Raw genomic sequence first — 26,692 nt, 5'->3', positions numbered from 1 at the left:
CTTTTTGAACAATCCTGATTAAGCTTCACCTTCGTTAATTTCAATTAACTTTAGGGGCGATGATGGGCGCGTGGGGGACGGGGCTTTATTCGGACGACACAAGCTGTGATGTGCGCGATGAATACGTCACGCATTTGTCGCAGGGGTGTGCAAGCGAAGAGGCTGAACAAAAAATTCTTGATGGTTACGGCCAGCTTTTGGCGCAGCCAGAAATTGCCTGCTGTGTTTATTTTGCTTTGGCAGACACCGCCTGGAAATATGGTCGTTTGTCGGCATCGCTCAAGGCGAAAGCGCTGCCCTTACTGCAATCAGGTGGTGATGTCTTTGTGTGGCAACGTGATGCGCCGGCAAACGTTGCCGCACGAATCAAGGTTCTGAAAGCACTGGAGGCACGCTTGAATCGCGTTCAACCTCCGGAATTACCTGTTAAATTCGCGCCGCCGAAACCGCAAAAAGTGCGTACCACGGCACCGATCGGTTCGGTTTTTTCCTTAGCTTTGCCGAGCGGTAATGCGGCACTACTTATTCTGGTTGGCTACAAAGAATTGACGGAGAGTATTGATCCTGTTTTTTCAGCGTTGTCCTGGCGAGCTGCGTCAATTGAAGCTGTGCCTCAGCACATCACCACCACCGATCCGACCTTGCCCTTCAATGCATTTCGCAAACAGTGCGCGCATGTTGCGATTCTGCCGGGAGATCAACGAAGGAATATTCTGTTCAGGCTGGAACAAACCAGTATCCGGGTTGAGCCTCTGCTGCCGTACAACCCGGAAAGCATCGTATGGTTAGCCATCGGCAGAATCGCCAGAGAAATCGATGCTTTTTATGATAGCCATAACCACGCAGCTTCACTGGCACGCTGACGCTTGATTCAGACACTGATCAGCGAAGCAGACAGAAAAGCAATCGATCGGCTATCACGGCACCCAGGCCGTCGCTGGCTGGCCGCAATGAATCGAAGAGCCGCCGTTGCGGCACAGATCTGATTGCTGGCGCAGAGCAACAACGCATTCGCTATGGCGAAGAGGACGAAGACAGGCGCGCCAATGAGAACCCGTGCCATGACCGCGCCGTTATCAAAGGCCAATACCACGTAATTGGATGCACCTGTGCATAAGGACGATGTTTTCCCGTGGTTATTTGAGGCTGCGACAAACGCAAGCGCGATGCAGGCAGATTCCTGTCGTTAAACTGTATTTACGCCCAGCAGAACAAAGCAGAATCAGTATTCACGAGCGTTTTAAGGCGATAGAAACTAAATTGTTATATATGCATCATTGTGTTAATGTTGATTTTTACGCTTTAAAACAAGTTAGGCAAATGCAAATTCACCTATAAATAATAAGGAAAAATAGTGCCCACACTTAATTTACATCACTATAAAAATCAAAACCAACCTTATGTCGCAAAGATTATTTCTGATGGTAAAGGGAAAACCACTCAGTCTTTTTTACCAAAAGTTCTGGTTAAAAAGTCAGCAGACGGAACCTATGGAGATTATCAGTCAACAGTAAACGAAGAAGGTTTTTATCGTATTGGAAACACTAAGCCAGAAGACGGTGGCTATCGTTTGTTTTTTACTACCTCCACGGGCAATAAATTCCCATTTATCAAAGACAACGCTCAAATCGAAGACATTAAATCAAGAATCGCTCGTGGTGAAACCATCCCTCTAATTGTTGCGGCCTTGGGGCTTTAAATGCCTAACCCGTCATTCAAGCGGAACGCCTAACGACGCCCCTTATTAATTCAAACGTTAGGCACTTACCTTCAGGAAAACCCTCATGGAACTTACGAAGAAAGATCGGCTAATTCTCATCAATCAGTTCCTCATCCTTGAGAAGCTATACCCTGATGACGCCGATTACTACGAGAAGCACCGAATCGCTCTTCAGCAAGGGTACAAACTTCACTATCCTTGGATTGTTGAAAATCTCTGGGAAGAACTTGACGAATCCGAGTGCCGACGAGTACTGGATACATTGGAGATGTACCGAGCAATCAAATACTCATATGAACGACTGAAAGACAAAGACGGCATAGGAGAACACCAAGTTGAATTTCCCGGCTACGACGGAAACAACGAATCCCATCATCTTTCATATGCTCGATATTTCATCGTTGATCTCGATAGGTACGACGAGCTTCGCAAAGACGTCGAATATCCTGACTTCAATAGTCACTGCCCAATGCTGGACAAATACGACCGAATGCTTACTAAATGGTTGGAATTTGGAAAGTCATATGATCTCGCGGCTGAAAATATCAAGCACCTCCTGGAGGCATGATGGACGCGCCTACTTTTTGGGGGTTAGTCATTACTGTAATTGGAACAGGTGCATCGATATGGGGGGCTGCAATCTCTTTGAAGCAAGCTAAAGCTGCTAAAACTTCTGCTGATGAGGCTAGCCGTGTTCAAGGGCAACTCATTAATCAGCGAAAAACCTCAGAGTTGGCCGAACTCAAGGTTCACTGTGAAAAGGCCATCAAGTGCATGGAGAAGTATGGCCCGAGCTCCGCCTCAACGAGCGTAAGAGGTGTTCGTTCAAAGTCAGATGCTGACGAAGTTCAAAACCTGATCCTTGAGGCAAACAAAAGTAAAGGGGTATTTCTGAAGGGGGAAGTTGATGTCTTCGTATTAAAAGTTACCCCGCTGCTTGAGAAATTTGTTGATCCTTTACAGGCTGACAATATCAAATTGAACGGGCAGACCATCCTTATGGAAGTATCGAGTTTTCTTTCTGTAGTGAAGGCAAGCCTCGACTCCAAACGAGAGCATGTTGAAACGCGAGCCTAACCCATCCACCAGCCCTAACGTCAGGTTTCTTAATGGAATACGTACTTGAAGATGGAGAAAAACTAAACCGAGAATATCCAGACACGTTCTGGATACCGCCGCGAGATGAGCGTGACAATCTACTCCCCGGTGAATTAGTAAAACTAATATTTCGCATCTCGCTCATTGATGGTCAGCACGTCGAGCGAATGTGGGTAATTGTCAATGAACGTCTCACAGATGGATATGTTGGAGAGCTGAATAATGATCCCTATTGCACCACTGAGCTTCGTTGCGGTGCACGCGTAGAATTTCGGCCAGAGCACGTTATTCAAATATATGAAGAGCTACCCAAAGCCTGATACGGCATCTCAGCGAACCTCCGCAAACGGAGGCCGCTGAATTTTGACGTTACTCCCAAATTCCCTGGCCTACTTCAACAATCATCGCGTCCACCCTCGTTAATCGAATTCAGCGCGCCCCACACCTTCAAAACGTAAAAATATACTCCCAGGGGTATGTTTACAAGCCCAATGTTTACGCCGGGATAAAGGGTGTTTTGTAAAAAACAGGGGGGAGTATGTAGAAATCGGCTTGTTCATCCACAATGTGATGATGATTTTTTACATACAATAGAGCTGTATATAAATACAGTATAATTGTTTGCCATAAGCTTCTATATCGCTATGAAGGCATTGGAAGAAAAGTGTCTTTTTTTAATACCCCTGAATAAGCTTCACTTTTGTTACATTCAATCAACGTTCTAGCTGACCAATTTCAATTTTGCCATGAATACACTGTCTGAAAACAAACAAATCGTTGCACGTTTCAATCGCGAAGTCATAGAACAAGGCAATATGCAGACCTTTGATGCGCTGGTGGCTGCCAGCTTCATCAACCACACTGCGCCACCCGGCACACCCAACGGGCGCGAAGGCTTCGCTGCATTTTTTACAAACGTCCTGCGGCCAGCCCTGCCCGATCTGACGGTCGAATTACACGATCAGATCGCCGAAGGCGACAAAGTTGTTACCCGCAAGACGATTTCCGGCACGCACCAGGGCATGTTTCTCGGGGTTCCGGCGACCGGGCGCCGCATCCGCATCAACGTGACCGACATCGTTCGCATCAGTAACGGCCAGTACGCCGAGCACTGGGGCAACGCTGATCTGCACGGCGCATTAGCGCAAATGAAGTAATGGCAGCACTGTGCGCGCGCCCGGTTATCCACTGCGCGTGCGCCACACACGGGGCGCAGCGATGCGCCCGACACCCTCTGAAATTTACCCTCCGGAGCAACCATGACGCAATCCATCGTCCGCCTGAACCCACCGACCTTGCCAAACGCCGGCGATATGGGCTATTCACAAATATCCATCGTTACGCCGGGGCGCATGGCGTACATATCCGGCCAGGTCGCGTGGCGGGCAGATGGTCAGCCGGTGCCAGCCGGGCTGGCCGAGCAAATGCAGCTCGTCGCGCTGAATGCCAAAGCCGCACTGGATGCCGTCGGCGCCACACCACACGATGTGGTGCTGGCACGTGTTTATCTGGTCAACCTGACGCCAGAACGCATGGAAGAACTGATGCCACCGTTTCTGGCCACCTTTGAAGGTGCGCAACCCTGTGTGACCGGCATCGGTGTGGCAGCGCTGGCAGCACCGGATCTGCAGGTGGAACTGGAACTGGTTGTCCGCCTGCCTGATTAACAGCCGCAGCCCGTTCTGAAACAAACCCGAGCAATCATTCCAGCGGATCACTAAATAGCTACTTTTTGCCATCCGCTGAATTTGCAGCTCAGGCTTCATGCCAAATGCGACGCGGTAAAAACATCAAGATCACAAATGTTTTTTGAGTGAAGGAGTGAAAGATGAATCCGGTGATCCACTTTGAAATGCCATATCAGGACGCGACCCGCGCGGCGGAGTTTTACAGCACCGCCTTTGGCTGGCAGACACAGGCGCTCGGCCCCGCGATGAGCAATTACGTGGTCGTCAACACCTGCGACACCGCCGATGGACGACCTACGCAGCCCGGCACCATCAACGGCGGCTTTTTCGAGCAAACACCGGACAGCCCGGCACAACAGCCATCGGTCGTCATCGCGGTCGACAATATGCAAGCCGCCATCGCCAAAGTCATCAGCGCCGACTGCAGCATCCTCGGCGAACCCATGCACATCCCCGGCGTCGGCAGCTACGTCTCCTTCCTCGACACCGAAGGCAACCGCATCGCCATGCTGCAGGCGCTGCGACCTGCCTGACGCCGACACTGCAAAGCACCGAAATATACTCCCCCGGGTATCTCTGCGAGCCCAGTGTTGATGCTGAGAAGAAGGGGGTTTTGTTAAAAACTGGGGGGAGTATGCGGAATATGGGTGTGTTTACCGCAGTCGAGCATAAATTTTGAGAATGTACAGGCAAGCTTTATTTTTGCAAATTCAGTTACCTTAGCCAGACAGGAAATGTTCATGCGTATTTTAAAAATCACGGCACTGCTTGCTGCTGCTTTTGTCACCACCGCGTTGACTGCTGCTCAGTCTGAAATTACTATTCCGCGCAGTGTTGCGGGCGATAAGGGGAAATACTTTCTTCTTGAATCGAAAAAATTTGGAAACATTGTGCGTGCGTTGCATAAGCGAGTCGGCATCGACAGCGTTGGCTACACGTTAACAGAAACAAATTGCACCACCATGCAAATGCGCGAGTTGGGTTACAGCGAACAATCACCATCCAGCATCAAAGAAAAACCGACAACGTGGTTTGAGCTGCAACCCGGCTCAAGCAAGAGCGATCTGGCAAATTTTGTCTGTAGGTAGAGAGTTGCAGAGATATTGCGCTGGAAGGGCGCTATGGTCTTGCCCTTTCCACTTACATCAGGCATTCGACATTTTGCAAGGTATCTGTTTTATCCAGACGCTGTACTTTAAACGGGAGCAACAATGGAAGAAAAGACGTTCTTTGAACACGACGGAGTGAAAGTCTCCAGCGCAAGGTTTGTTGTCGATGGCCAGACGTTTGCTATGAGTAATATCACTTCGGTCAATCCAGTCACTCAGGTTCCAAACCGGGTTGGAGGTATCCTTTTTCTTTTGCTCGGTCTTGCCACTATTAGCCAGAATGCGTTCTTCGGTATCCCGCTCGTAGCAATTTCGATCTATTACTTGTCTAAGCAAAAGACGATGTTTCACATCATGCTTCGCACTTCAGGCGGAGAAACGAAAGCACTGACAACCTATCAGAAAGAATATCTGGATCAAGTTGTTTCCGCTCTCAATGAAGCTATCGTCTACAGAGGTTAGCATGCCAAAGTGAAATCTGGCGGTAGTTATCTGAGGTCGAACGTTATCCTTTAATAATCCTCTTTAAGAAGAATTTCAGCGTTATAGAGCGAACCAAACGGTTGGATATACGTTGCTTGCTTGATGCAAACAAGTCCGTGGTGTTACGCACATTTTGCTCAAAGCAGCTGCACAGAAGCAGTTATCGGTTATTGGGCTTTAAAACAATTTGAGCTTTCTTGATTACTTAAAGGTAGCTATGAATATCAAAGATATTTGGTTGAATTACTCGGAGCGGATCGCAGAAATCGAGCTGTTTCAACGCGCAGTAAAGAGTGCTTCTAGTGCGGAACTAAAGGCTCTACTCCAATACGCAGAAAATGAAGGGGCATATCCTGAACTAAAAGGCGTGCGTTTATCGTCACATAATATGACCTTTCGCGATGCCCGTTCTGGTCAGGTCAGTTCATATCATTACAGAACAATGTCCGCAGATGATCGAGAGAGTGAGGCCCTATTTAGAAAAAATAGGCAGTATCAATGGCTGCTCGCCGAAGCTTATGAAGAATTTGAAGACTATCTGTTTAAGGTTTATGCCTACTGCGGCCTCAATGATGCCAACTTCTGGCCACTATGTGACTACGGGAATATAAAACTCTCCGAGCGAGATAAATTAGATTTCAATTGGCACTTGCAGCAGGCAAATAAAAAGAAAGGCGCCCCAAAGAGCATCTTAGAGACTTTTCGAAAATCATTTCCACAGCTTCAGTATATTGAATCGAAAAATTATTTTGACGTAAATTTAGAGTTTGCAATTGTTTTAATTGAAAAGCTGAGACACTTAATAGTTCATAACTGTGGCAGAACCATAAGTATCGAAGATTTTACCGACTTAGTAGCTAAAGAAGCGGGTGTCTTCAACAACGGGAAAATCCTCATCGGACACAAACAGTTAGTAGAGCAATTCTTCGGCAAAGATAAGTACAGAAATCTTATCGCATTGCTTGAAATCCCTATAAATTCAGATCCATCTTTTCGAACTTACGTGTGCCGCTTTGGAATGTTGATAGAGTTTCTTATGTCTTATAGCCATCTTTTATATGAAATGGTTAATATTTATATTAAACCAACGAAGGCATAAACTTTTAGTCATACGTGACGACTCAAAGCTGTATTTTGGCTTCTCTCCGTGCTTACGTCATTCGGCCGCACGTTAATTCACACAACATACCCCGCTAGCTCCTACGCCTGATACGCAATTAGGGGTAGGTGCATCCTTATCACGCACCGATCATCTTGCCAGATGGGTTTAATGCGCCTGTGCGTAAATCCGGCGTTATGCACAGGCGCATTGCAACGAAACAAACTCAGGCAGGCGTGGAGAGTTTCAGGCCAATGATGCCGCAGACGATCAGGGCGAGGCTGAATAGGCGTGCCGGGTTTGCGGGTTCGCCGAACAGGATGATGCCAAAAATCGTGGTGCCGACGGCGCCGACGCCGACCCAGATTGCGTAGGCGGTGCCGACTGGCAGGCCTTTCATGGCAATGCCGAGTAAGCCCACGCTCACTGCCATTGCCGCCAGCGTGATGACGCTCGGCCAGAAGCGTGAAAATCCTTCAGTGTATTTGAGGCCGATGGCCCAGACGATTTCAAACAAGCCTGCGGCGATGAGGATGAGCCAGTTCATATTGTGTTCCTTGTGCGGTGGCAGGGTCGTCCCTGCAAAAAATAGAAACCGCAGAGGTCGTCCTCTGGCGGGGATGCTGCTGAATTTGGCGTTTCCGGCACTTGCGGGCGGCTGCTTTTTTCTGCGTGCTGGCCTGACGTGTTGGTGAGGCAGTAAATAAAGCAAGAAACTAAAGCAAGAAACAGCACCGAAAAATACTCCCCCGGGTATATTTTAAAGCCCAGCATTGACGCTGAGATTAAGGGTGTTTTACTAAAAACAGGGGGGAGTATATCTACAACGCTGTTTAAATATCGATGGGCAGGCTCCAGCCGGACGGTATCACATCATGGCGCACGATGGCGCGTTGCTGGTGGCGGCGCGCGAGGCTGTCGGGGCTCCAGGTGCGTTCCCAGCCGGGCGGATACGGTAATTGCCGTTCCAGCGCGGGCTGGCGCTGGCGCACACCGATCACCGGCAGATACAGCGGCAGTGGGTTATCGGCGGTGTCGGCACCGAGACTGTAGGCGTAGTCCGGCAACAGCGCATCGCAGACGCTGGCAAACCAGGCGCTGTGATCTTCGTCGCGGCCTAATGCCTGCGCCAGTCCGGCGGGGTCGAACTGGGCCAGCGCCTGAATTAGTTCAGCGCTGCTGGCACCGGGCGCATCGCCCCAGCCCATCACTGGATTAAAAATATAGTCAGCGCCGGAACCATACCAGCCTTCGCGGCAGGGGCGTTGCATCCAGTTGCGGGTGCCTGTGAATAACTGCCAGCGCCAGTGCAGACCAGAGGCTTTCGGCCAGATATACAGATACAGTTTTTGATAACCGGCGGCGTGCAATTCGCGCACCATCGCCATCAGGCGCGCTTGCGGCATGCGTTCCGGCGGATCGCGCCGAAACAGGATCGCGCTGCCATCGGCATGCTGAATGTCGTCTGTGGATAAGTTCAGATCAAGCGTGCGCTTTTCATCGCCAAAACGGGCGGCGACCCAGCCGGTCAGCAGATTCACCGTGGTCAGCACGCCGTAGCCGCGATGACGGTGAAAAATAACAGTGCCGGGGGCGATCGTTTTCATGATGGTGCGTGGGACAGAAAAAACAGGTCAGCGATGATGAGGCGCAAGTGTAGCAGCTTTCAGCGCGCAGCCTGGCGCGTTACAATGGCTGTCTCTGACACTACCATTTTCCGGCACACCATGAGCTTGCGTATCCTCGCCACCGGCGGCACTTTTGATAAACATTATGACGAAATCGCGGGCAAGCTGAGTTTTGCCGACAGCCATTTGCCGGAAGTGATACGCCGCGCGCGGCTGACGGTACCAGTCGAGCTGGACATCTGCATGCTGATGGATTCATTGGATATGGATGACAGCCACCGCCAGACGATATTAGCGGCTTGCCAGGCGTCGCCCGAAAAAGCGATCGTGATTATTCACGGCACCGACACCATGCGCGAAACCGCCGAAGTACTGGGCGCGGCGAATCTGGGAAAAACTATCGTGTTTACCGGCGCGATGATTCCGTATGAAATTGCGAATTCCGACGCTTTGTTTAATCTGGGGTTTGCCTGTGCCGCCGCGCAGTTGCTGCCGCCCGGCGTGCATGTGGCGATGAACGGCAAAGTGTTTCCATGGAACGATGTGCAAAAAAACCGCACAGCGGGTGTGTTTGTGAATAAATGAGGATGACATCATGAGATGGCTGCTGGCAGCGGTATTGCTGAGTTTGTCGACGCTGGCGTCGGCCGCAGATGTGCGTTTTGATGCGTTTTATTTCTTTCAGTCTGAAAGTGTGCTGCAGCAAAAAGGTATCAATGTCGATAGCCTTGGCCGTTACACGCGGGCGTTGCAGTCACAGATTTACAAGGCATTTAAGAAAACAAAAGTCGCACCCAGCAGCGGTTATGTCGTGATCGCGATCCGCTCCGATGGTGCGACCTATTCATGGCTGGATATGACGCCAACGGTGCACGAATATTTTGATAATCAGATTTACGATATCGTGCAGAAACTGCCGCCACCAGAGGTGAAATCCGGCATCTTTGTGTTTGCAATGAAGATGGCGATTGATACGCCAGTCTTCACCAGAAAAGCCGTACCGGAACCGGCAGACTGGCCAGCCGCCAGAAAGAAAATCAGTAACCCGGATAACATCGAAGAACTGGTGATGTCGCTGTGGCCGGATTAAAAATCAGCAGTGGCGGGCATCATGTTCGTCATTGCAAAAAAAGCGGCGTGATTTCTGCATAAGGAAATCACGCCGCTTTTTTGTATCGTTTGTTGTTGGCTTGCTGCAGTAAATGCGGTAGCGAATGATTACGCCAGCAATGCTTCCAGCGCTTCAACCAGCAATTGCGATTCGGCATCGGTGCCAATCGAAATCCGCAGGAATTGTTCTATGCGCGGCAGCCGGAAATGGCGCACGATGATATGCCGTTCACGCAGGCGTTGCGCCAGCGTTGCGGCATCTTGCTCAGGATGGCGCACAAACACAAAATTGGCGGACGAAGGCAAGACTTCAAACCCGAGTTCCTGCAAACGTCCCGTGAGCTTTTGCCGCGTGTTGATAACGGCATCACAGGTCAGCTTGAAATACGCCTGATCTTCAAACGCCGCAATCGCGCCGGCGACGGCAAGTCTGTCTAATGGATAAGAGTTGAAACTGTTTTTGACGCGGTTCAGCGCTTCGATCAGATCAGGATGACCGACCGCCAACCCGACCCGCAAGCCCGCCAGCGAACGTGATTTGGATAAGGTCTGCACCACCAGCAGATTCGGTAACTGCGATACCAGGCTGATCGCCGAGGTGCCGCCGAAATCGATGTAGGCTTCATCGACCACCACAACCGAGTGCGGGTTCTGCTTCAGCAACTCAGTGATTTTTGCCAGACCGAGCGCGCAGCCGGTTGGTGCATTCGGATTCGGAAAAATAATCGCGCCGCCATCTGCCTGTGCATAATCCTCGATATCAATCTGAAATTGTGCATTCAGCGGAATCGTTTTGTAAGCGATGTCATACAGGCCGCAATAGACCGGATAGAAACTGTAAGTAATATCGGGAAACAGCAAAGCCTGATCGTGTTTCAGCAATGCCTGAAACGTATGCGCCAGCACTTCATCAGAACTGTTGCCAACAAAGACCTGCGATGGTGTGACAGCGTAATAATCAGCAATCACTTCGCGCAGACGGTCTGAGCCCGGATCAGGATACAGACGCAGATCGGCGGACGTCGCTTGCGTAATCGCCGCCAGTACTTTCGGCGAAGGCGGATACGGGTTTTCGTTGGTATTAAGTTTGATCAGATTTTGCAGCTTGGGTTGTTCGCCCGGCACATACGGTGTCAGGGTGTGTACAAGCTTGCTCCAGTATTGGCTCATGATGATTTTTCATGTGGGACCGCGCGTTATCCATAAAATGATATACAGGGCGCTGATCGGGTGAAGATAAAAATTGCTGGTGTTCGTGATGTTGTCTGAAAAAAAAGTAAGAGCACTCTGCTCTTACTTTTTTATCCGTCACAGATCAATCATAGTTTAGCTGATCAGGCCATCTTCTTTGAACATGTGCTTCAGACCGCGTAAAGCCTGACGGATGCGCGATTCGTTTTCGATCAGCGCAAAACGCACATAGTCGTCACCATATTCACCGAAACCTATGCCCGGCGAGACGCAGAGTTTGGCTTTATCCAGCACTTGCCGCGCAAATTCGAGTGAGCCAAGATGGCGGTAATGTTCAGGAATATGTGCCCAGATATACATCGACGCTTTCGGCTTATCGACCATCCAGCCTATGTCGTGCAAGCCTTTGACCAGCACATCGCGCCGGCTCTGATACTGATCGCGAATCTCATGCACACAAGTCTGATCGCCTTCGAGTGCGGCGATTGCGGCCACCTGCACCGGCGTGAAACTGCCGTAATCGTGATAGCTCTTGATGCGGGCCAGTGCGGCGACTAATTCTTTGTTGCCGACCATGAAACCGATGCGCCAGCCCGCCATGTTATAGCTTTTCGACAGCGTGAAAAATTCGACGGCGACGTCACGCGCTCCCGGCACCTGCATGATGGATGGCGCTTTCCAGCCGTCATACACGATGTCGGCATACGCCAGATCATGCACGACCAGAATATTGTGTTCTCTGGCGAGTTTCACGACGCGCTCGAAAAATTCCAGTTCCACACATTGCGCGGTCGGGTTCGATGGGAAACCGAAAATCATCATCTTCGGTTTCGGATAAGTTTCGCGTATCGCGCGTTCCAGTTCGCTGAAAAAATCCACGTCTGGGCTCATGCGTATCGAACGGATATCTGCCCCCGCAATCACTGCGCCATAGATGTGAATCGGGTAGCTTGGATTCGGCACCAGTACGGTGTCGCCTTTGTCCAGCGTCGCCAGCATCAGATGCGCCAGACCTTCTTTCGAACCTATGGTGACGATGGCTTCGGAATCGGGATTCAGATCGACCGCGTAACGGTCTTTATACCAGCGCGCAATTGCACGACGCAGGCGCGGTATGCCTTTGGACGCGGAATAGCCATGCGTGTCGGGCCGTTGCGCGACTTCGACGAGTTTATCGACGATGTGTTTTGGTGTCGCTCCATCCGGATTACCCATCGACATATCGATGATGTCTTCGCCACGGCGACGGGCGGCCATCTTGAGTTCTGCCGTGATATTAAACACGTAAGGCGGCAGACGATTGATGCGGGAGAACGAAAATTTTGGGGAGGAAGCAGGCGTGGATGCAGGTGTATTTTCACCCGTTGAACCCCGGCCCGGCGGAGTAAGTGTGTTTGTCATGATCAGTTTGTGTGTGAGTAACGTAGCGCCCGGAACCGTCCGAGCGACGTGGAAGCGCGAACTTCCTTTTTCATTGTACCCACCAAATCAATATGTTCACAAGGCTTTTGTAAGCCGATGACTGTCAAAAAAAGAGGCATGCGTTATGCTGTGAACATTGATCGGTTTTGACAGAAAGACGGGGAAAATTATGTCGCAGCATCAGGCAGCAATCGTGCAGGCTTTACCTTTGCACGCGGTGTATCTGAGTTTTGATTTACAGGAAAACGTCAGCCAAAGCGCGGTACGCAAGGCTTTGCAGCAATTACAAACGCTCGCTGACGGCGAACGTCTGGTGATTGGTATCGGTGCTTCGCTGGCCGGTTTTTTACAAGCCAGCATACCTGGCTTGCGTGAATTCTCCGGCATAGCGGGCAGCAAAGTACGCTTGCCTGCAACGCCAGCGGCCTTGTGGTGCTGGTTGCGTGAAGATGAACGCGGCGAGCTGTTGCATCAGCAAATCCGTCTGCAACAGGCACTGGCAGGCGCGTTTGTTTTGCAGCAAAAAACCGATGCATTTAAATATGCCGGTGGTCGCGATCTCAGTGGCTACGAAGATGGTACAGAAAATCCGCAAGGCGATGAGGCGCTGGCGGTCGCGATTGCAGCCGATGGCAGCAGCTACGTCGCAATACAGCAATGGGAACACCGTTTTGACCGTTTGCAGGCGATGCCGCAAGCGGAACAGGACGATATGATAGGGCGGCGTAAAGACGACAATGAAGAGCTCGACGATGCACCGGAATCAGCGCATGTGAAACGTACCGCGCAGGAAAATTTCGAGCCGGAAGCCTTCGTGATGCGCCGCTCTATGCCGTGGTCGGATGGCGCCAATGGTGGCTTGTATTTCGTCGCCTTTGCCACTTCTTATGCTGCGTTTGAAGCGCAGCTGCGTCGTATGTCCGGTGCTGAAGATGGCATGACCGATGCGTTGTTTCAATTCACGCAGCCGCAAACCGGCAGTTATTTCTGGTGTCCGCCGCTGTTATCCGGTAAAGCCGATTTGCGCTTGCTCGGTGTGAGCTGAATGTTCCTGTTCTAACAAGGACATAAATTCTTCCATCGGCAAAGGTTTGGAAAACAGATAGCCCTGAAATGCCGTGCAGCTGTGTTTAATCAGAAATGCACGCTGGGCGCTGGTTTCCACACCTTCCGCAATCACATTCAGACCGAGATTGATGCCCAGTGCGATGATGGCGCGAACGATGGTCGCGTCATTTTCATCGTGGCTCAGATCCCGCACAAAGGACTGATCGATTTTCAGCTGATTCAGCGGTAGTCGCTGCAGATAGGCTAATGAAGAATACCCGGTACCAAAGTCATCCATAGAAAAAGCGATGCCGAGTTTTTTCAGTTCGCGCATTTTTTCTGTGGTGGCATCGATGTTGTCGAGAATGGCACTCTCGGTCAGTTCAATTTTAAGCAGCGCGGGATTAATCTGATGCCGAGCAACGATCTCACTCAGTGTTTCGACAAACGATGTGAGTTGAAATTGTTTGGCACTGACATTCACTGCCAGGCTCAGATTTGCGGTGGCGGCCGATTTTTCCCATTGCTTCAATTGCGCACAAGCGGTTTCTAACACCCACTGACCGATAGGAATGATCAGGCCAGTTTCTTCTGCCAGGGGAATAAATTCAGCCGGTGAGATGAAGCCGCGATCCGGATGCCACCAGCGTATCAACGCTTCAGCGCCCAGGAATTTGCCGTCAGCATTCACCTGCACCTGATAGTAAAGCTGGAACTGGTTCTGTGATAATGCCAGGCGCAGATTCGATTCCAGCAGCATGCGCACCAGTAATATCGCCTGCATTGCCGGATCGAAGAAGCGAACGGTATTGCGCCCGGCTGTCTTGGCTTCATACATGGCGGTATCGGCTCGCTTGAATAGGTCTTTGACCGTGATCTCGTCACCTTGAAATAAGCACACGCCGACGCTGCTGGAACCATGATGTTCAAAATCAGCAATCTGGTATGGTTCACTCAAAACTTGGCGGACTTTTTCTGAAATTCTATCTGCCTGAATAATCGCTTCTTTTCTGTCTGCACTGAGTTCTTCAAGGATGACAACAAACTCGTCGCCACCTAAGCGGCCAACGGTGTCGCTTTCGCGTACGCAACTACTTAAACGCTTTGCCGTTTCTATCAATAACAAATCGCCCGCATCGTGCCCACGTGTGTCATTCAGATTTTTGAAGTTATCCAGATCGATGAAAAAAATGGCGCTGTGACTGCTGTTGCGTTGACGTACAGAAATCAGATGTTCGAGGCGATCCATCAGCAGGCGGCGATTCGGCAACTGCGTCAGCGAATCGTAAAATGCGAGTTTGCGGATATCTGCTTCATAACTTTTGGAAAGGCTGATGTCGGTGAATGACGCAACGTAGTTACTGATTTCCTGACCTTCCATGATGGCTGTCAGTGTCAGCATTTGCGGAAATGCCTCGCCATTGCGGCGCAGGCTCCATAATTCGCCGTTCCAGAAATGTTTCTCTTTCAATGAGTCAAAAATTCTCTGGAAAAAAGCGCTGTCCTGCTCATCGCTTCTGTAAACCGGGGGACGTTTTCCCAGCATGTCTTCTGAGGTGAACCCGGTGATCCGGGTGAATGCCTGATTAACTTTCAGAATTTTCCAATTGGCATCAGTGATGAAAATACCTTCTTGTGATTCAAAGGTGCAGGCAGCGATATGCAAATCTTTTTCTGCTTGTTTGCGCTCTGTAATATCACTGAGGAAGCAATGCCAGAGCATAGCGCCATCGGCTTCGCGCTCAGGCAGGCCATCGACAAACAACCAGCGCACACTGCCATCCAGGCGATAAAAGCGAAATTCCGTTTGCCATGGTGATAGCTCCCGGGTTGCCTGTGCGAGTTGTTGTCTGGCTGTCTCGACATCACGAGGATCGATTCTGTCTACGAGCTGTTGCGCGTTATCTTTGACGTCTTGATGAGTCACTTCTAACATCTGCAAGATGCCGATACTGGCGTAAGGAATACTCGTGGTCTTGTCAGAGCGTACCCGGTATTGTATTGCCAGACCAGGCAGACGGGACGTCACTTTATTGAGCCGCTGATAGGTTTCGTTTATTTTTTTACTGGCGATCGCGTTTTCTGATCGCATGGCGTTGATCATCAGAGCAATCAAGGCAATCGTGGTGACATACGCCCAGACCACAACCAGGCCGGACGCTTCAAAACTGGAAAACCTGCCGAGATTATTCGAAGCGGCCCAGGTCGAAAATATGGCCAATGCCAGAGTGATACTGCTGACCGCCAGCAGGCTGAATCGCATCGCAGCCCAGATCATCATGGCGACAATCACGAAACTGAGACGCAGATAGTTATACGGTGACAAAAAAACGAACCAGTTCGCCGCCGCCAGCAGAATCAGAAAAATCAAAGTTTCTTTTTTATGCTCAAGTGCATGTAAAGAACGTCGCGATATCGCAAGTAATACCGGGCTGGCCAGTAAAGCGCCCACGGTGTCACCGGCAACCCAGATGCACCAGGTGCTGCCGGTGAACGGTTTGCCAGACAGAATGCTTAAAGCCAGTATGCCAAATGTCGCAGAAATCATCGAGCCGGCGAGCGCAGACATCGTAAACCACAGTACATCGCGGCGCGCTGTAAAGTGCAGGTCGAAATTTTTTTTATGAAGCATCCAGCAGGTTGCGGCAGGCCCGGTCGTGGAACCGATGGCAAGTAAGATTGCTTGATAAATGGATAATTTCCACCATAACTCCGTGAGCAGGATAGCGATGAAAATTGCGGGAATCATCACTTTGCCATAGCGAAAAATAACGGCAATCGCAACACCTGCAGGCAACCAGAGCAGGCTGAGATTCGAATCGCGATAAGTAATGGAGATTGCCAGGCTGCAAGCGAGAAAATAGATCAGTATCACTGACAGTATCCGGGAAAGCGGCTGCTTTGATCTGAAACGGGCAAACAGGCTGGGGTTCTGCGTCTTTAACATGAAAATTGAATGATGACTAAGCCTGACTATTATGCGGTATAACGTCAATGAATTGAGTTGGGACATTGCCGGAATTTTAGATTCCGGCACAAAGAGCTTATGTCTCTCTTTTGATGTATCTCTTTCTTCGCAAAATGAATCATTCTAATAAATTGATACATTGATACCGCGGCTCTGGTCTGAGCCTGATCAGTTCTTCTGTGCAGAGCGCTGCCCGGTATTTTTGCGTGTGTCGCGTGAGGTGACACAGTTTCCTTGTCTGGCTTGAATGCTGTTAGCATACTCGGTAGAGTATAGGGAATCATGCCCGTATAACTCATATAAACACTACTCAGGAGAACGAAGATGGCAGATACTCCCCCATTAAAGATAGTTCCAGGGAATGCGTTAAGCGATGCACAGAAAAAAGATCTGATGCACAGACTGGCGCGTATCGAAGGTCAGTTGCGCGGTGTGCAGAAATTGATTGCGAAGGCGGATACGGCGGATGATTGTGAAGGTATCGCGCAACAGATGTCGGCAGCACGCAAGGCGCTGGACCGTTCTTTTGTGACTTTGCTGACGGATTCTGTCGTCACTCAGGCTGAAAAAGCGAAGACGACGGCAGAGGCGATTGAAGGCAGCAAGCGCCTCGCCGCGCTGTTAGAAAAATTCGCCTGATGTTGCCCACCAACGCCACAGACGCTGTTTGCCTGAAGCATCAGCGTCTGTGAGTCGTATTCAGGCAGCGATATGTCTGCTCTGACGTTGCGGAGTGGCTTTGGCTGTCGTTTTTTCTGCTGCGGGTTTGCTGCTGCTTTGTTTGTGCTTGGCGTCGCCCGCATAATCGCTGGATACCAGTGCCAGCGCAGCTTCTCTTTCCATGCCACGTTCTTCCTGTAACCATTTGCTGACCAGCCCCGCCAGACGGTCAAGGGCAATTCTGTGGGTGGCATCGGTGCTGGTGTAAATCCAGTCTGAGAAAGCCAGGAAATTTTCAAACGGCGCGTCGGCCAGAATGACAGGCAGGGTGTTTGCAAAGCGTCCCGAGTTCGCCACCATGTCCCAGTAGCGGGCAAAGCGCACCAGTTTTTGCATGTCGGCGAAGGGCACATCTTTATTCGCCAATATTGTGTATGGTGGTTGCGGATCGAATACTAAGCCGAATGCGTCGGTATGGCGTATCACAGGTGTGCCACGCAAGCGTTTCAAAATGCCGAATTGAATTTCATGCGGCCCGAGCGCAACCAGTTTGTTAAAACCAGCAGCAAAACTTTGCATCGTTTCACCCGGCAGACCAGCAATCAGATCGACATGCAAATGGGCGTGCGAGTGTTCGCATAACCAGCGTATGTTTTCGGCCGCTTTGTCGTTATTTTGCTTGCGGCTGATCAGGCTTTGCACTTCAGGATTAAAACTCTGAATACCGATTTCAAATTGCAGCGTGCCTGCGGGGAATTTTTGTATTCCTTCTTTCAGGGCGTCGGGCAAATGATCGGGAACCACTTCAAAATGAGCAAACACTGGATCATCCGGTGCGGCGGCCAGCTTATCCAGAAAAAACTGCATGATTTTCAGGCTGGTCTTGATATTCAGATTAAATGTACGGTCAACAAATTTGAATAAGCGAGCACCGCGCTGATACAGGCTTTCCATCTCTGCCAGAAAAACATCGATATCAAACGGCCAGGCGGTTTTATCGAGCGAGGATAAACAGAATTCGCATTTGAACGGGCAACCGCGTGAGGCTTCGACGTACAAAGTGCGGTGGCGGATATCCTGGTCGCTGTAGAGCTGATACGGCAGACGGATGTCATTCATCGGCGGCTGCAGCCCCGCATGGATTTTCATTAAAGGTTGCGGACCGCGCAAAATCTGCTGACACAAATTCGCAAAGCTGATATCGCCCCAGCCAGTAATCACGTAGTCTGCAAGACGGATAATTTCCTGATCGCCAGTTTCGTGCGATACCTCTGGTCCGCCAAGAATGATAATGACCTCAGGCGCTACCCGTTTCAGAATCGCAACGATCTGGGTAATTTCAACCACATTCCAGATATAGACGCCAAAACCGACGATGAATTTTTGTTCAGGTTGGCGATAGGCAAGAATTTTTTCCACTACGTCAGTACTGCGCGCGCCGATGACGAATTCATGAATCTTTGTCTGCTCCTGTAATTCTCCCATATTGGCGAGTAGATAGCGCAGCCCCAGGGAAGCGTGGGCATAGCGGGCATTCAGGGTCGTCAGCAGGATAGTCATGGAGCGGAAAGCAGGTAGAAAGCCGCTATTGTACGCTGGGCGCGGTTGATGCGGATTCATACCCGTAGCCGCAGTGAAACGCAGGTGTTGGCAAGCACAGGATGCATTCTTTACTCCGGATATTTGTAATTTCAATCCCGCGTTTCTGCAGTTCGTCGCATATCGCTCGCAGCTGGACAAACGTTCTTCTAAAGTACACACATCAACCAACCACTGAAGGAGAAATAAAATGAAATCATCACTGAAAAACACCAGCATTTTTGCAGTCGCGATGTGTGCTGCAGTCTTTATCAGCAGCAGCGCTTTCCACACTGTTAATCATGGTACTCAGGATAAAATCCAGACCGTTACCATCACTGCGAAGGCAATGACGGAAGCGCAAAAACTGGCTTACGATGCTGAACAAAACGGGATACAAACTGTCGTGATTTCTGCGAAACGTCTGACGACAGAGCAAAAACTCGCGATGGATCAGCAAGATCAGCAAAATCAATTCAAGCAACAATCTGTCGCTGAGAAAAACAGTCATCGCACTGCGATCTGAGGATGAACACAGATGATGTATGCATTCTTAAAAAATGGCGGGCAATCAGGGGTTGCGACTGACTAGCGCGGGTGCGTTTTTAAAACAAAGTGATGCGCCTGATTTTTGTAGTGGATTACTTTGCTTTGAAAACATGCCGGGAACTGAATTCTTTTAACGTCGCCGGGGTATGGCATACTGCGATCTCTTTCAAATAATGTGGTCGCATGATGAATACCGAAGAACGTCTGATTGATCTGGAAATCCGTTTGTCACGACAGGATGATCTGGTCGATACCCTGAATACGCAGGTGTATCGTCAACAGAAAAAAATTGATGAGCTGGAAGCTTTGTGTGCTGCGATGGCAGGCCGTATCCGTGAACTGGCGGTGATGGCGAGCCAGAAAAATACCGTCGTCGACGAAAGGCCACCGCATTATTAAATTTTCACTCAGCATTGCTGGTTGCTGAAAATACCGCAGATGGAAAAAAGGACGAAAGCCGCGAGGCGATTCGTCCTTTTTTGTTATGACCCGCGATGGTGCAGGCACAAAGCTGATTATGGCTGTGGTGCGTAATTCAAAGGTGCCCAGGCATAGCCTTTACCTTCTTTACGCACATAGCCCAGACCCGGGAATGCCAGATGTGCCGCGCCGACCAGATAAGACTGTTGTGCTGCATCGGCATAGCCTTTTTTGCGTTCAACAGCCGCTGCTTTAGAATCAGAGTCGAATTGTATTGTGACGGATGGATTCTCAAACTGCATCGCAGCCACATGCATCAGATCACCCCACAGTACCAGTGTCTGACCTTTGCTTTCGATTTTATAAATACTGTGGCCAGCGGTGTGACCGTGCGCCGGTATTGTCTTGATGCCAGGAACCAGTTCTGTGGCACCGTCGAAGGATTTGAATTGACCTGCTTTGACATAAGGGTTCAGTGATGCCATTGCGCCTTGAAAGTAGCCTTTACTTTCTTGTGGCGCTTTGTCCAGATTGGCCTGGCTCAGCCAGAAGTCAACATCATGCTGATCAGCGCGTACCACGGCGTTCGGAAAGACCATTTTGTCGCCGTTCATCAGGCCGCCGACATGGTCGGGATGCATGTGCGTGATGTAAATCTCATCGACTTGTTCGGGCTGATAACCCGCAGCTTTCAGATTGGCCTGCATTTTTCCCAGAGTCGGGCCAAATAAAGCGCCAGCGCCGGTATCGATCAGTATTAATTTGCTGCCGGTGTTGATCAGGTAAGTGTTGACGGAGGTATCCAACGGGCTGTGCTGGTGTAATTTACCCAGCGCTTTGTTGACTTTCGCTGGCGTTGTGTTGGTCAGTAACTTATCCACAGGAAGTTGTACCGTGCCGTCTGAAATGGCGGTGACTTCAAAGTCACCCAACATGGTTCGGTAATAGCCAGGTGCAGCAGTTTTTACCATAGGTGCGGCGGCATAGGCTGTACTGACGGAGAGCGTAAATACGCTGGCAGTAGCAAGGATTCCTGCATATAACAGATGTGATGCTTTCATTTGTTCTTCCTTCAAGTCATTGGTCGGGCAAACATGCGAAGCTGATTATGCCGAATAAATGCAAAGCGTGCAGACGACCAGTCTATTTTTAGCCAGTTGCTATGATTGACTGGGCTGGTGATATAAAAAATCAGTGAATCAGTGCCTCTGTCAGGGACCCAAGGTCTTCTTGCGACTCATCCAGAATCTCTTGTAAAGACTTGTTCCCGACCATGAAGTCGATTTTGCCTGTATTCACTGTCTGCTTCGTGTGATGAGGTTGTTTCAGCGGAGAGACCGTATCGGTCAGGTGATTCGCCAGCAATAAAGTGTCGCCCAGACTGACGGGTGGAAATACCGGGGCACCATGCCAGCAGCTTTCTATGCTGCTCATAACCCGTTTGGGAATCATTAATTTTTGCAGCACTGCGCGGGTGATTTCCAGCTCGTGAGATTGGTCTGCCGACGGATAATCGATCTCTGTTCCGCTTTCTAATAATGCAGGAAATTCTTCTGCGCGCGACAGTAAATAGAAACCGCCAACTTCATGGACAACACCGGCAAACAGCGCAGTTTCAGGATCAATTTTGCTGACTTTACGTGCTAACAGATGCGCCATTGCTGCGACGGTTGCGGAATGCACCCACAGATATTCCATCTTTTCCCGGATGGCATTATCGGAAATTGCCAGACATATCTGGCGCATGATGACGGCGGCGACAACAGAACGTAAGGTACTGAATCCGAGAATGGAAATCGCCATGCGGACATTGGTAATGCCACCGCCGAAACGGCTGTAGGCGACGGAATTGGCGACGGCAATAACGCGGGCGGCGACCAAGGGTTCCTGAATAATCAGTTTGGCGATCTCGTCTGTCCCATATTTCGGTTCATCAAGCGCTTCCTGAATTTTTAAAGTTGCCCGGACGTTGGCAGGAAAAACCAGTTCGCCCGAGCTGATCTGTGCAACGATATTACGTAATGCTTCTGACTTTATAACTGCTGACTTCTTCATATCTGTTGACTATCGTCTGTTTTTCCAGACTTCTGATGGCGGGAGTCACGTTTTCATCCCTAGAGTTTTTACAATTGCTCCAGCTGTCGCAGAAAGCAGAGACATGGGTGTAGGCGTGTCGGTGATTTCTTTCTGCACCCGCTGTACGGGACGTTGATGACGTCCGTCTGTGTCGAGTTTAAATGCAGATACCGCACGCGCAAGGTTGCCTGCCTGTTCTTCCATACTTTCTGCTGCGGCAGCGGCTTGTTCTACCAGTGCCGCATTTTGCTGGGTCATTTCGTCCATCTGTGTGATTGCACGATTGACTTCTTCAATACCGGAACTTTGTTCCTGACCTGCAGCGGTGATTTCAGCCATGATGTCCGCCACATGTTTGACGGAACGGACAATTTCATTCATGGTTTTGCCTGCTGCTTCGACTAGTTTGTCGCCAGTCCCGACTTTTTCTACTGAATCACCGATCAGGGTTTTGATTTCTTTGGCAGCGTTGGCACTGCGTTGTGCCAGATTCCGGACTTCGCTTGCCACCACGGCAAACCCGCGCCCTTGTTCTCCGGCACGAGCAGCTTCTACTGCAGCATTGAGCGCCAGAATGTTGGTCTGAAATGCAATTCCATCAATCACACTGATGATATCGACTATTTTACGCGAACTTTCTTTAATCGAATTCATGGTGTTCACAACTTTGCCGACTTCCTCGCCGCCTTTGACCGCAAAATTCGATGCCGAAGTCACCAACGCGTTTGCCTGGCGGGCATTGTCGGCGTTCTGGCGCACGGTGGCGGTGATCTCTTCCATGGAGCTTGCTGTTTCTTCCAACGCGCCTGCCTGCGTTTCTGTGCGTGATGAAAGATCCGCATTGCCAGTTGAAATTTCGCCTGACGCAATCGCAATGGCATCCGTGCCTTGTCTGACTTCGCTGACTATGTGATAAAGATTGTCGTTCATTTCTTTCAGAGCTTGCAGCAGTTCGCTGATTTCATCATTGCCTTCAGGTTCTGCATGAAAAGATAATTCACCAGCGGCAACCTGCTTCGCAATTGCCACGGCTTCGCGTAATGGTGACGTGATACTGCGTGTGAGTAACACAGAAAAAGCGATGCCAGCGCATAAAACAAGCAATGCCATGAGCACCAGTGTTCCTATGGTTTTATTTGCAGAACTTTCCGATTGCGCTGCCAGTTCCGCCGAGGCGGCATCTTGCAATGCAACCAGCTTGTTGATCTCCTGCAGTGCTTTCTGTTGCAAAGGATCGATCTGTGTCGAGATAACTTTGACGGCTTCTTCACCATTAAACGACAGCAGCATTTTGAATGCTTCCTTGGTCGGGCCATCGACTTGTTGATCTAAGCTGAGCACGCTATCGAGAATTTTTTTCTCTGCATCGTTGAGCCCGAGTGCAATCAATTTCTGACGCGCCTCGTTAAATGCGTTTTGCTGGTTTTTGACGATTAGTTTTTGTTTGTCGATTTCGGCCAGGTCGGTCTGCAATCCTATATTCCGGATTGCCATGCCGCCTTCCAGCATACTGCTTCTCATCTTGGCTGCCAGTGCTGTTTTGCTATACGACAGTTCTATGCCTGTCAGCATCTGTTGCCGGTTGCGTGCGCTGAGCGCGCTGCTGATAACGAGCATTGCAATCAAAGAAACCAGGATAACGCCGAAACCAGTTGCGAGACGTGTTCCTATATGAAGTTGGCGGAGATTCATTTTGGCGTCCTTTGAGTAATTTTAATCAAATGATTGCATCTAAAATAACGTCCGTGAAATAATCGATCCGGTTCAGGTCTTGCCTGTAACCGCACTTTATCGTTCACTCAATGCCGTTCAATCTTTTAAGCAAATGCAATGCCAGAAGCATCGTGTTGTTCATATCAGCCTTTCAGCTTCTGAATCCGTCATTCACTTTGTTGCATATCCTCTAAGATAGGAATTTGTCAGAATGATCCTGATTGTTATTTTCGTATTGATATCCGCTCTTGCCGCGGCATTGCTCATTGTCTGGTTGCGTACACGACGGGTCATGCGCGCCGACTATATCCGTAGTTATATGTTCCCGCCGGGCCTGTTGGAACGCTTGCAGCAACGTCGTCCAGACTTATCTTTGAAGGATAGACAACTGGTGGCCAGAGCGCTGCGACAATTCTTTTTGGTGTATCTGAAGTCTGGATACAAGCATATCTCTATGCCGTCACAAGTGGTGGATGATTTGTGGCACGAATTCATTTTGTACACAAAAAACTACGATGCTTTTTGTCAAAAAGCTTTTGGCCGTTACATGCACCACACACCGGCGGCTGTGTTAGGTGAGAGCCAGCGTAGTAATATTGGTTTGCGTCGCACCTGGTGGTTTGCCTGCCTTGAAGAAAACATTAATCCACGCCGCGCCACACGCTTACCTTTGCTGTTTGCGCTGGATGCGAAATGGAATATTGCAGATGGTTTTCGTTATGAGCCAGATTGCAGCGCCTTACGCAGAAATGGCGACGGCACGGTGTACTGCGGTGGAGATTTTTATTCTGGTGGCAGTACAGGAGACAGTATTGATTTTGGCGATTCCACTTCTTTTGGCGATGTTGCTGATAGTGGTGGTGACAGCTCATCATGCAGTGGTGGATGTGGCGGCGATTAATAATTCTTTGCCAGTAAACGAAAAACAGAAAGACGACAATGGAACAAGTGTTATCAAATCAGGCAGAACATGCCGAAAAACTGAATCAGCTGGGCAGTAATTTTTTACCTGGTCATCTTGGTGTACGGATGTTGTCGGTAGAAAAAGGTCGCTCGCATGGTGAGCTGGAAGTGCTTCCGCATTTACTGGCACCGAATGGTTTCTTACATGCTGGTAGCGTGATCACGCTGGCGGATACTGCATGTGGCTACGCTTGCATGGCAAGCTTGCCAGAAGGCGCGCACAGCTTTACAACCATAGAATTAAAATCGAATCATCTCGGGACGGCCCGTAGCGGCAAAATCGAAGTTGTGGCGAGTGCTTCGCACCTTGGGCGCACGACCCAGTTATGGGATGCCGAAGTGACATACGAGGGAAAGACGATCGCTTTATTCCGATGCACGCAAATGATACTTTATCCAAAATGAGGCGGGCTTGCAGATGGTGCATACAGCCTAAGTCTGTGCACCATCTCTGCGTATGTTTCTCAGCCTGTTAAGCCGCGTTATTGGCGGCTTCTTTTTCTTGTAGCAAGCGCCACATGATTTTGCCCGAACCGGATTTGGGTAGTGTCTCGACAAACTCAATCAGACGCGGCACTTTATACGCAGCCATTTTCTCGTGCGCCCAGGTGATGATTTCTTCTGGGTGAATCACTGCACCAGGTTTTCTGACGATCAGTGCTTTCACCGTTTCACCACGATACGTATCCCGTGCTGCGATGATGCAGCATTCCTGTATCGCCGGATGCTGATACATCATGGATTCGACTTCGGCCGGCCAGACTTTAAATCCGCTGGCATTGATCATGCGTTTCAGCCTGTCCGTGAAAAAGAAAAAACCTTCCTCATCGATATAGCCGAGATCGCCGGAGCGGAAAAATTTTTTACCGTCGAGTTCAGCAAAAGCATCGGCCGTTTTTTCCGGATCATTCCAATAACCTTGAAATAATTGCGGGCCGTGTATCCAGATCTCACCGCTCTCACCTTGTCTGACTTCCTGCATCGTAATGGGGTCAACAACGCGGGAATCGACATTGAAAAAGGGAATGCCCAGACATTGCTGTTTCATTCTTTGTGGCGGGTTCAGATGCGATGGTGCCATCGTTTCAGACAAACCGTAACCTTCCATGTAAACCTGACCCGACAGATCCAGTAATTTTTGTGCGATTGCCGCTGGCATCGCAGCACCGCCACCGGACACGCGCGTCAGCTTGGAAATATCATATTCCGGAAGACGTGGATTCGATAAAAAATCGATCATCATCGATGGCACCAGCGTCCAGTTGGTGACGTGGTAGCGGGTAATCAGTTGCCCCGCAACATCTCTATCCCAGCGTGGCAAAATCACCAGCGTGCCGCCACAGTAAAGCGAGGCATTCATGACGGATTGCATACCGGTGACATGAAAGAATGGCAGTACCGCAAGCGCGACGTTATTCGGCACGATAGGGCCGGACCACGTCGGACTGGCGACAATGTTGAACATGACTGAGCGATGGGTATGAATGCAGCCTTTCGGATGCCCTGTTGTGCCCGATGTATATGGCATGCAGGCCAGATCATCCGGTGTTGCCTGATGTGCCGTGGGTGACAGACCGGCAGCAATCGCTGTTTTCCACGGAGTGATCTGAGGTGATGCCGGTACGTCGGCTGCGGCTTTAACGAAGTCGGGCACTTTCAGTGTGGTGTCGCAGGTCAGATGATCTGAGTATGTCGCCACCACTGCATGTTGAAATGCCGCGCAACCGACGAGTGGCGCTAGCCGTGGAAATACATCTTGCGACACCAGTGCGGCTTTGGCGCCACTGTCTTTAATGTAGTAATCAAGTTCGTCTGTCATCAGCATCGGGTTGACCGGCACAACCATCGCATCTGCCCGCAGAATCGCGTAGAAACCAATGACGAACTGCGGGCTGTTCTGCATATCCAGCAGCACCCGGTCGCCGCGCTGAATACCGCAAACCTGTTGCAGATATCCGGCTAAAGCTAGCACCTCCTGATGTAGCTGACGATAAGTCAGCACGGAGTCGTAAAATATGATCGCTGCTTTATCCGGGTAACGTTGCGCAGAAATCTGCAGATTTTCATGCACACTGATGGAGGGGACGATCAGATGGTGCGGCAGCCCTTTTGGCCAATGGACGTAGTGAGCAGTATTCATTCAGAGTCTCCTTGGAATAGTGTTTTATTT

Annotated in this window: 29 protein-coding genes; 19 read left to right on the top strand and 10 right to left on the bottom strand. The window is 50.0% G+C overall.

Annotated features, from left to right (window positions below; all coding sequences use genetic code 11):
- Positions 1 to 59 precede the first annotated feature (59 nt).
- The 11 genes from KDM87_RS00330 to KDM87_RS00280 all read left to right on the top strand — a co-directional run bounded on the left by KDM87_RS00330 (position 60) and on the right by KDM87_RS00280 (position 7,197).
- Entirely contained in the window at positions 60 to 863 is an 804-nt protein-coding gene (locus tag KDM87_RS00330) for a hypothetical protein (RefSeq protein ID WP_212677267.1), read from the top strand.
- Between the two features lie 491 nt (positions 864 to 1,354).
- Positions 1,355 to 1,699 carry a hypothetical protein gene (locus KDM87_RS00325; RefSeq protein ID WP_212677266.1) on the top strand — a complete coding sequence of 115 codons (345 nt, stop codon included), beginning with the start codon at positions 1,355 to 1,357 and terminating at the stop codon, positions 1,697 to 1,699.
- 85 nt (positions 1,700 to 1,784) lie between these two features.
- A complete protein-coding gene (locus KDM87_RS00320; protein ID WP_212677265.1) occupies positions 1,785 to 2,288 on the top strand; it encodes a YfbU family protein in 504 nt (167 codons plus the stop codon).
- Positions 2,285 to 2,797: a hypothetical protein gene (locus KDM87_RS00315; protein WP_212677264.1), complete on the top strand. Its 513-nt coding sequence runs from the start codon at positions 2,285 to 2,287 to the stop codon at positions 2,795 to 2,797. Before KDM87_RS00320 ends, KDM87_RS00315 begins: the two co-directional genes overlap by 4 nt.
- A 32-nt stretch (positions 2,798 to 2,829) precedes the next feature.
- Complete coding sequence (locus KDM87_RS00310; protein ID WP_212677263.1) at positions 2,830 to 3,138, top strand: DUF2314 domain-containing protein; 309 nt, start codon at positions 2,830 to 2,832, stop codon at positions 3,136 to 3,138.
- A gap of 426 nt (positions 3,139 to 3,564) precedes the next feature.
- Positions 3,565 to 3,975 carry an ester cyclase gene (locus KDM87_RS00305; RefSeq protein WP_212677262.1) on the top strand — a complete coding sequence of 137 codons (411 nt, stop codon included), beginning with the start codon at positions 3,565 to 3,567 and terminating at the stop codon, positions 3,973 to 3,975.
- A gap of 102 nt (positions 3,976 to 4,077) precedes the next feature.
- On the top strand, positions 4,078 to 4,485 hold the full coding sequence (locus KDM87_RS00300) for a RidA family protein (protein WP_212677261.1): 408 nt from the start codon (positions 4,078 to 4,080) through the stop codon (positions 4,483 to 4,485).
- A gap of 161 nt (positions 4,486 to 4,646) precedes the next feature.
- Entirely contained in the window at positions 4,647 to 5,039 is a 393-nt protein-coding gene (locus KDM87_RS00295) for a VOC family protein (protein WP_212677260.1), read from the top strand.
- Positions 5,040 to 5,246: 207 nt separating this feature from the next.
- A complete protein-coding gene (locus KDM87_RS00290; RefSeq protein WP_212677259.1) occupies positions 5,247 to 5,594 on the top strand; it encodes a hypothetical protein in 348 nt (115 codons plus the stop codon).
- A gap of 123 nt (positions 5,595 to 5,717) precedes the next feature.
- Complete coding sequence (locus tag KDM87_RS00285) at positions 5,718 to 6,077, top strand: DUF6232 family protein (protein WP_212677258.1); 360 nt, start codon at positions 5,718 to 5,720, stop codon at positions 6,075 to 6,077.
- Between the two features lie 238 nt (positions 6,078 to 6,315).
- The gene (locus KDM87_RS00280) at positions 6,316 to 7,197 is read left to right on the top strand and encodes a hypothetical protein (protein WP_212677257.1); all 882 of its coding nucleotides are present in this window, start codon (positions 6,316 to 6,318) and stop codon (positions 7,195 to 7,197) included.
- 226 nt (positions 7,198 to 7,423) lie between these two features.
- Here the strand turns inward: KDM87_RS00280 and sugE are convergent, their stop codons facing one another.
- On the bottom strand, positions 7,424 to 7,744 hold the full coding sequence (sugE, locus tag KDM87_RS00275) for a quaternary ammonium compound efflux SMR transporter SugE (protein WP_212677256.1): 321 nt from the start codon (positions 7,742 to 7,744) through the stop codon (positions 7,424 to 7,426).
- Positions 7,745 to 8,030: 286 nt separating this feature from the next.
- Positions 8,031 to 8,804, bottom strand: a complete 774-nt coding sequence (locus KDM87_RS00270) for an L-asparaginase (RefSeq protein ID WP_230407530.1) — start codon at positions 8,802 to 8,804, stop codon at positions 8,031 to 8,033.
- A 120-nt stretch (positions 8,805 to 8,924) separates the two neighbouring features.
- On the opposite strand from KDM87_RS00270, the gene KDM87_RS00265 reads away from it, so the two are divergent.
- Positions 8,925 to 9,410: an asparaginase domain-containing protein gene (locus tag KDM87_RS00265; protein WP_212677896.1), complete on the top strand. Its 486-nt coding sequence runs from the start codon at positions 8,925 to 8,927 to the stop codon at positions 9,408 to 9,410.
- Between the two features lie 10 nt (positions 9,411 to 9,420).
- On the top strand, positions 9,421 to 9,915 hold the full coding sequence (locus KDM87_RS00260; RefSeq protein WP_212677255.1) for a hypothetical protein: 495 nt from the start codon (positions 9,421 to 9,423) through the stop codon (positions 9,913 to 9,915).
- Positions 9,916 to 10,043: 128 nt separating this feature from the next.
- Here KDM87_RS00260 and hisC read toward each other — a convergent pair whose 3' ends face one another.
- Positions 10,044 to 11,105 carry a histidinol-phosphate transaminase gene (gene hisC / locus KDM87_RS00255; RefSeq protein ID WP_212677254.1) on the bottom strand — a complete coding sequence of 354 codons (1,062 nt, stop codon included), beginning with the start codon at positions 11,103 to 11,105 and terminating at the stop codon, positions 10,044 to 10,046.
- Positions 11,106 to 11,261: 156 nt separating this feature from the next.
- The gene (gene alaC / locus KDM87_RS00250) at positions 11,262 to 12,527 is read right to left on the bottom strand and encodes an alanine transaminase (protein ID WP_212677253.1); all 1,266 of its coding nucleotides are present in this window, start codon (positions 12,525 to 12,527) and stop codon (positions 11,262 to 11,264) included.
- A gap of 190 nt (positions 12,528 to 12,717) precedes the next feature.
- Between alaC and KDM87_RS00245 the strand changes: the two genes are divergently transcribed.
- The gene (locus KDM87_RS00245; RefSeq protein WP_212677252.1) at positions 12,718 to 13,593 is read left to right on the top strand and encodes a Dyp-type peroxidase; all 876 of its coding nucleotides are present in this window, start codon (positions 12,718 to 12,720) and stop codon (positions 13,591 to 13,593) included.
- Here the strand turns inward: KDM87_RS00245 and KDM87_RS00240 are convergent.
- On the bottom strand, positions 13,552 to 16,470 hold the full coding sequence (locus KDM87_RS00240) for a bifunctional diguanylate cyclase/phosphodiesterase (RefSeq protein WP_212677251.1): 2,919 nt from the start codon (positions 16,468 to 16,470) through the stop codon (positions 13,552 to 13,554). The two genes, KDM87_RS00245 and KDM87_RS00240, sit on opposite strands and share 42 nt — an antisense overlap.
- A 417-nt stretch (positions 16,471 to 16,887) precedes the next feature.
- Between KDM87_RS00240 and KDM87_RS00235 the strand changes: the two genes are divergently transcribed.
- Positions 16,888 to 17,202 (top strand): metal-sensitive transcriptional regulator, encoded by a 315-nt coding sequence (locus tag KDM87_RS00235; protein ID WP_186895925.1) that lies wholly within the window; start codon positions 16,888 to 16,890, stop codon positions 17,200 to 17,202.
- A gap of 60 nt (positions 17,203 to 17,262) precedes the next feature.
- On the opposite strand, the gene KDM87_RS00230 is transcribed toward KDM87_RS00235, so the two are convergent.
- Positions 17,263 to 18,783, bottom strand: coding sequence for a B12-binding domain-containing radical SAM protein (locus tag KDM87_RS00230; protein ID WP_212677895.1), 1,521 nt, complete (start codon positions 18,781 to 18,783; stop codon positions 17,263 to 17,265).
- Positions 18,784 to 19,012: 229 nt separating this feature from the next.
- On the opposite strand from KDM87_RS00230, the gene KDM87_RS00225 reads away from it, so the two are divergent.
- Positions 19,013 to 19,327 (top strand): hypothetical protein, encoded by a 315-nt coding sequence (locus KDM87_RS00225; RefSeq protein WP_212677250.1) that lies wholly within the window; start codon positions 19,013 to 19,015, stop codon positions 19,325 to 19,327.
- 206 nt (positions 19,328 to 19,533) lie between these two features.
- Positions 19,534 to 19,749, top strand: coding sequence for a SlyX family protein (locus KDM87_RS00220; RefSeq protein ID WP_329604874.1), 216 nt, complete (start codon positions 19,534 to 19,536; stop codon positions 19,747 to 19,749).
- Positions 19,750 to 19,865: 116 nt separating this feature from the next.
- On the opposite strand, the gene KDM87_RS00215 is transcribed toward KDM87_RS00220, so the two are convergent.
- The 3 genes from KDM87_RS00215 to KDM87_RS00205 all read right to left on the bottom strand — a co-directional run bounded on the left by KDM87_RS00215 (position 19,866) and on the right by KDM87_RS00205 (position 23,538).
- A complete protein-coding gene (locus KDM87_RS00215) occupies positions 19,866 to 20,831 on the bottom strand; it encodes an MBL fold metallo-hydrolase (protein WP_212677249.1) in 966 nt (321 codons plus the stop codon).
- A gap of 130 nt (positions 20,832 to 20,961) precedes the next feature.
- Positions 20,962 to 21,825, bottom strand: a complete 864-nt coding sequence (locus KDM87_RS00210; RefSeq protein WP_212677248.1) for an HDOD domain-containing protein — start codon at positions 21,823 to 21,825, stop codon at positions 20,962 to 20,964.
- A 45-nt stretch (positions 21,826 to 21,870) separates the two neighbouring features.
- Entirely contained in the window at positions 21,871 to 23,538 is a 1,668-nt protein-coding gene (locus KDM87_RS00205; protein ID WP_212677247.1) for a methyl-accepting chemotaxis protein, read from the bottom strand.
- A 232-nt stretch (positions 23,539 to 23,770) separates the two neighbouring features.
- On the opposite strand from KDM87_RS00205, the gene KDM87_RS00200 reads away from it, so the two are divergent.
- A complete protein-coding gene (locus tag KDM87_RS00200; RefSeq protein WP_212677246.1) occupies positions 23,771 to 24,460 on the top strand; it encodes a glycine-rich domain-containing protein in 690 nt (229 codons plus the stop codon).
- 38 nt (positions 24,461 to 24,498) lie between these two features.
- Complete coding sequence (locus KDM87_RS00195; RefSeq protein WP_212677245.1) at positions 24,499 to 24,927, top strand: PaaI family thioesterase; 429 nt, start codon at positions 24,499 to 24,501, stop codon at positions 24,925 to 24,927.
- A gap of 67 nt (positions 24,928 to 24,994) precedes the next feature.
- Here the strand turns inward: KDM87_RS00195 and KDM87_RS00190 are convergent, their stop codons facing one another.
- Positions 24,995 to 26,662 carry a long-chain fatty acid--CoA ligase gene (locus tag KDM87_RS00190; RefSeq protein WP_212677244.1) on the bottom strand — a complete coding sequence of 556 codons (1,668 nt, stop codon included), beginning with the start codon at positions 26,660 to 26,662 and terminating at the stop codon, positions 24,995 to 24,997.
- Between the last annotated feature and the right edge of the window lie 30 nt (positions 26,663 to 26,692).

This window comes from Cognatundibacterium rivi, assembly GCF_018139565.1.
GTDB classification, from domain to species: Bacteria; Pseudomonadota; Gammaproteobacteria; order Burkholderiales; family Burkholderiaceae_D; genus Undibacterium; species Undibacterium rivi.
This window is presented reverse-complemented; position numbering and strand designations above follow the sequence as displayed.

Coding starts and splice junctions, on each gene's coding strand:
- KDM87_RS00205 (WP_212677247.1), bottom strand. CDS start 23,538: ATGAATCTCCGCCAACTTCATATAGGAACACGTCTCGCAACTGGTTTC.
- KDM87_RS00195 (WP_212677245.1), top strand. CDS start 24,499: ATGGAACAAGTGTTATCAAATCAGGCAGAACATGCCGAAAAACTGAAT.
- KDM87_RS00245 (WP_212677252.1), top strand. CDS start 12,718: ATGTCGCAGCATCAGGCAGCAATCGTGCAGGCTTTACCTTTGCACGCG.
- KDM87_RS00220 (WP_329604874.1), top strand. CDS start 19,534: ATGATGAATACCGAAGAACGTCTGATTGATCTGGAAATCCGTTTGTCA.
- KDM87_RS00210 (WP_212677248.1), bottom strand. CDS start 21,825: ATGAAGAAGTCAGCAGTTATAAAGTCAGAAGCATTACGTAATATCGTT.
- KDM87_RS00315 (WP_212677264.1), top strand. CDS start 2,285: ATGATGGACGCGCCTACTTTTTGGGGGTTAGTCATTACTGTAATTGGA.
- KDM87_RS00190 (WP_212677244.1), bottom strand. CDS start 26,662: ATGAATACTGCTCACTACGTCCATTGGCCAAAAGGGCTGCCGCACCAT.
- KDM87_RS00305 (WP_212677262.1), top strand. CDS start 3,565: ATGAATACACTGTCTGAAAACAAACAAATCGTTGCACGTTTCAATCGC.
- KDM87_RS00280 (WP_212677257.1), top strand. CDS start 6,316: ATGAATATCAAAGATATTTGGTTGAATTACTCGGAGCGGATCGCAGAA.
- KDM87_RS00230 (WP_212677895.1), bottom strand. CDS start 18,783: ATGACTATCCTGCTGACGACCCTGAATGCCCGCTATGCCCACGCTTCC.
- KDM87_RS00290 (WP_212677259.1), top strand. CDS start 5,247: ATGCGTATTTTAAAAATCACGGCACTGCTTGCTGCTGCTTTTGTCACC.
- sugE (WP_212677256.1), bottom strand. CDS start 7,744: ATGAACTGGCTCATCCTCATCGCCGCAGGCTTGTTTGAAATCGTCTGG.
- KDM87_RS00295 (WP_212677260.1), top strand. CDS start 4,647: ATGAATCCGGTGATCCACTTTGAAATGCCATATCAGGACGCGACCCGC.
- KDM87_RS00235 (WP_186895925.1), top strand. CDS start 16,888: ATGGCAGATACTCCCCCATTAAAGATAGTTCCAGGGAATGCGTTAAGC.
- hisC (WP_212677254.1), bottom strand. CDS start 11,105: ATGAGCCAATACTGGAGCAAGCTTGTACACACCCTGACACCGTATGTG.
- KDM87_RS00260 (WP_212677255.1), top strand. CDS start 9,421: ATGAGATGGCTGCTGGCAGCGGTATTGCTGAGTTTGTCGACGCTGGCG.
- KDM87_RS00225 (WP_212677250.1), top strand. CDS start 19,013: ATGAAATCATCACTGAAAAACACCAGCATTTTTGCAGTCGCGATGTGT.
- KDM87_RS00300 (WP_212677261.1), top strand. CDS start 4,078: ATGACGCAATCCATCGTCCGCCTGAACCCACCGACCTTGCCAAACGCC.
- KDM87_RS00200 (WP_212677246.1), top strand. CDS start 23,771: ATGATCCTGATTGTTATTTTCGTATTGATATCCGCTCTTGCCGCGGCA.
- KDM87_RS00270 (WP_230407530.1), bottom strand. CDS start 8,804: ATGAAAACGATCGCCCCCGGCACTGTTATTTTTCACCGTCATCGCGGC.
- KDM87_RS00265 (WP_212677896.1), top strand. CDS start 8,925: ATGAGCTTGCGTATCCTCGCCACCGGCGGCACTTTTGATAAACATTAT.
- alaC (WP_212677253.1), bottom strand. CDS start 12,527: ATGACAAACACACTTACTCCGCCGGGCCGGGGTTCAACGGGTGAAAAT.
- KDM87_RS00285 (WP_212677258.1), top strand. CDS start 5,718: ATGGAAGAAAAGACGTTCTTTGAACACGACGGAGTGAAAGTCTCCAGC.
- KDM87_RS00310 (WP_212677263.1), top strand. CDS start 2,830: ATGGAATACGTACTTGAAGATGGAGAAAAACTAAACCGAGAATATCCA.
- KDM87_RS00330 (WP_212677267.1), top strand. CDS start 60: ATGATGGGCGCGTGGGGGACGGGGCTTTATTCGGACGACACAAGCTGT.
- KDM87_RS00320 (WP_212677265.1), top strand. CDS start 1,785: ATGGAACTTACGAAGAAAGATCGGCTAATTCTCATCAATCAGTTCCTC.
- KDM87_RS00215 (WP_212677249.1), bottom strand. CDS start 20,831: ATGAAAGCATCACATCTGTTATATGCAGGAATCCTTGCTACTGCCAGC.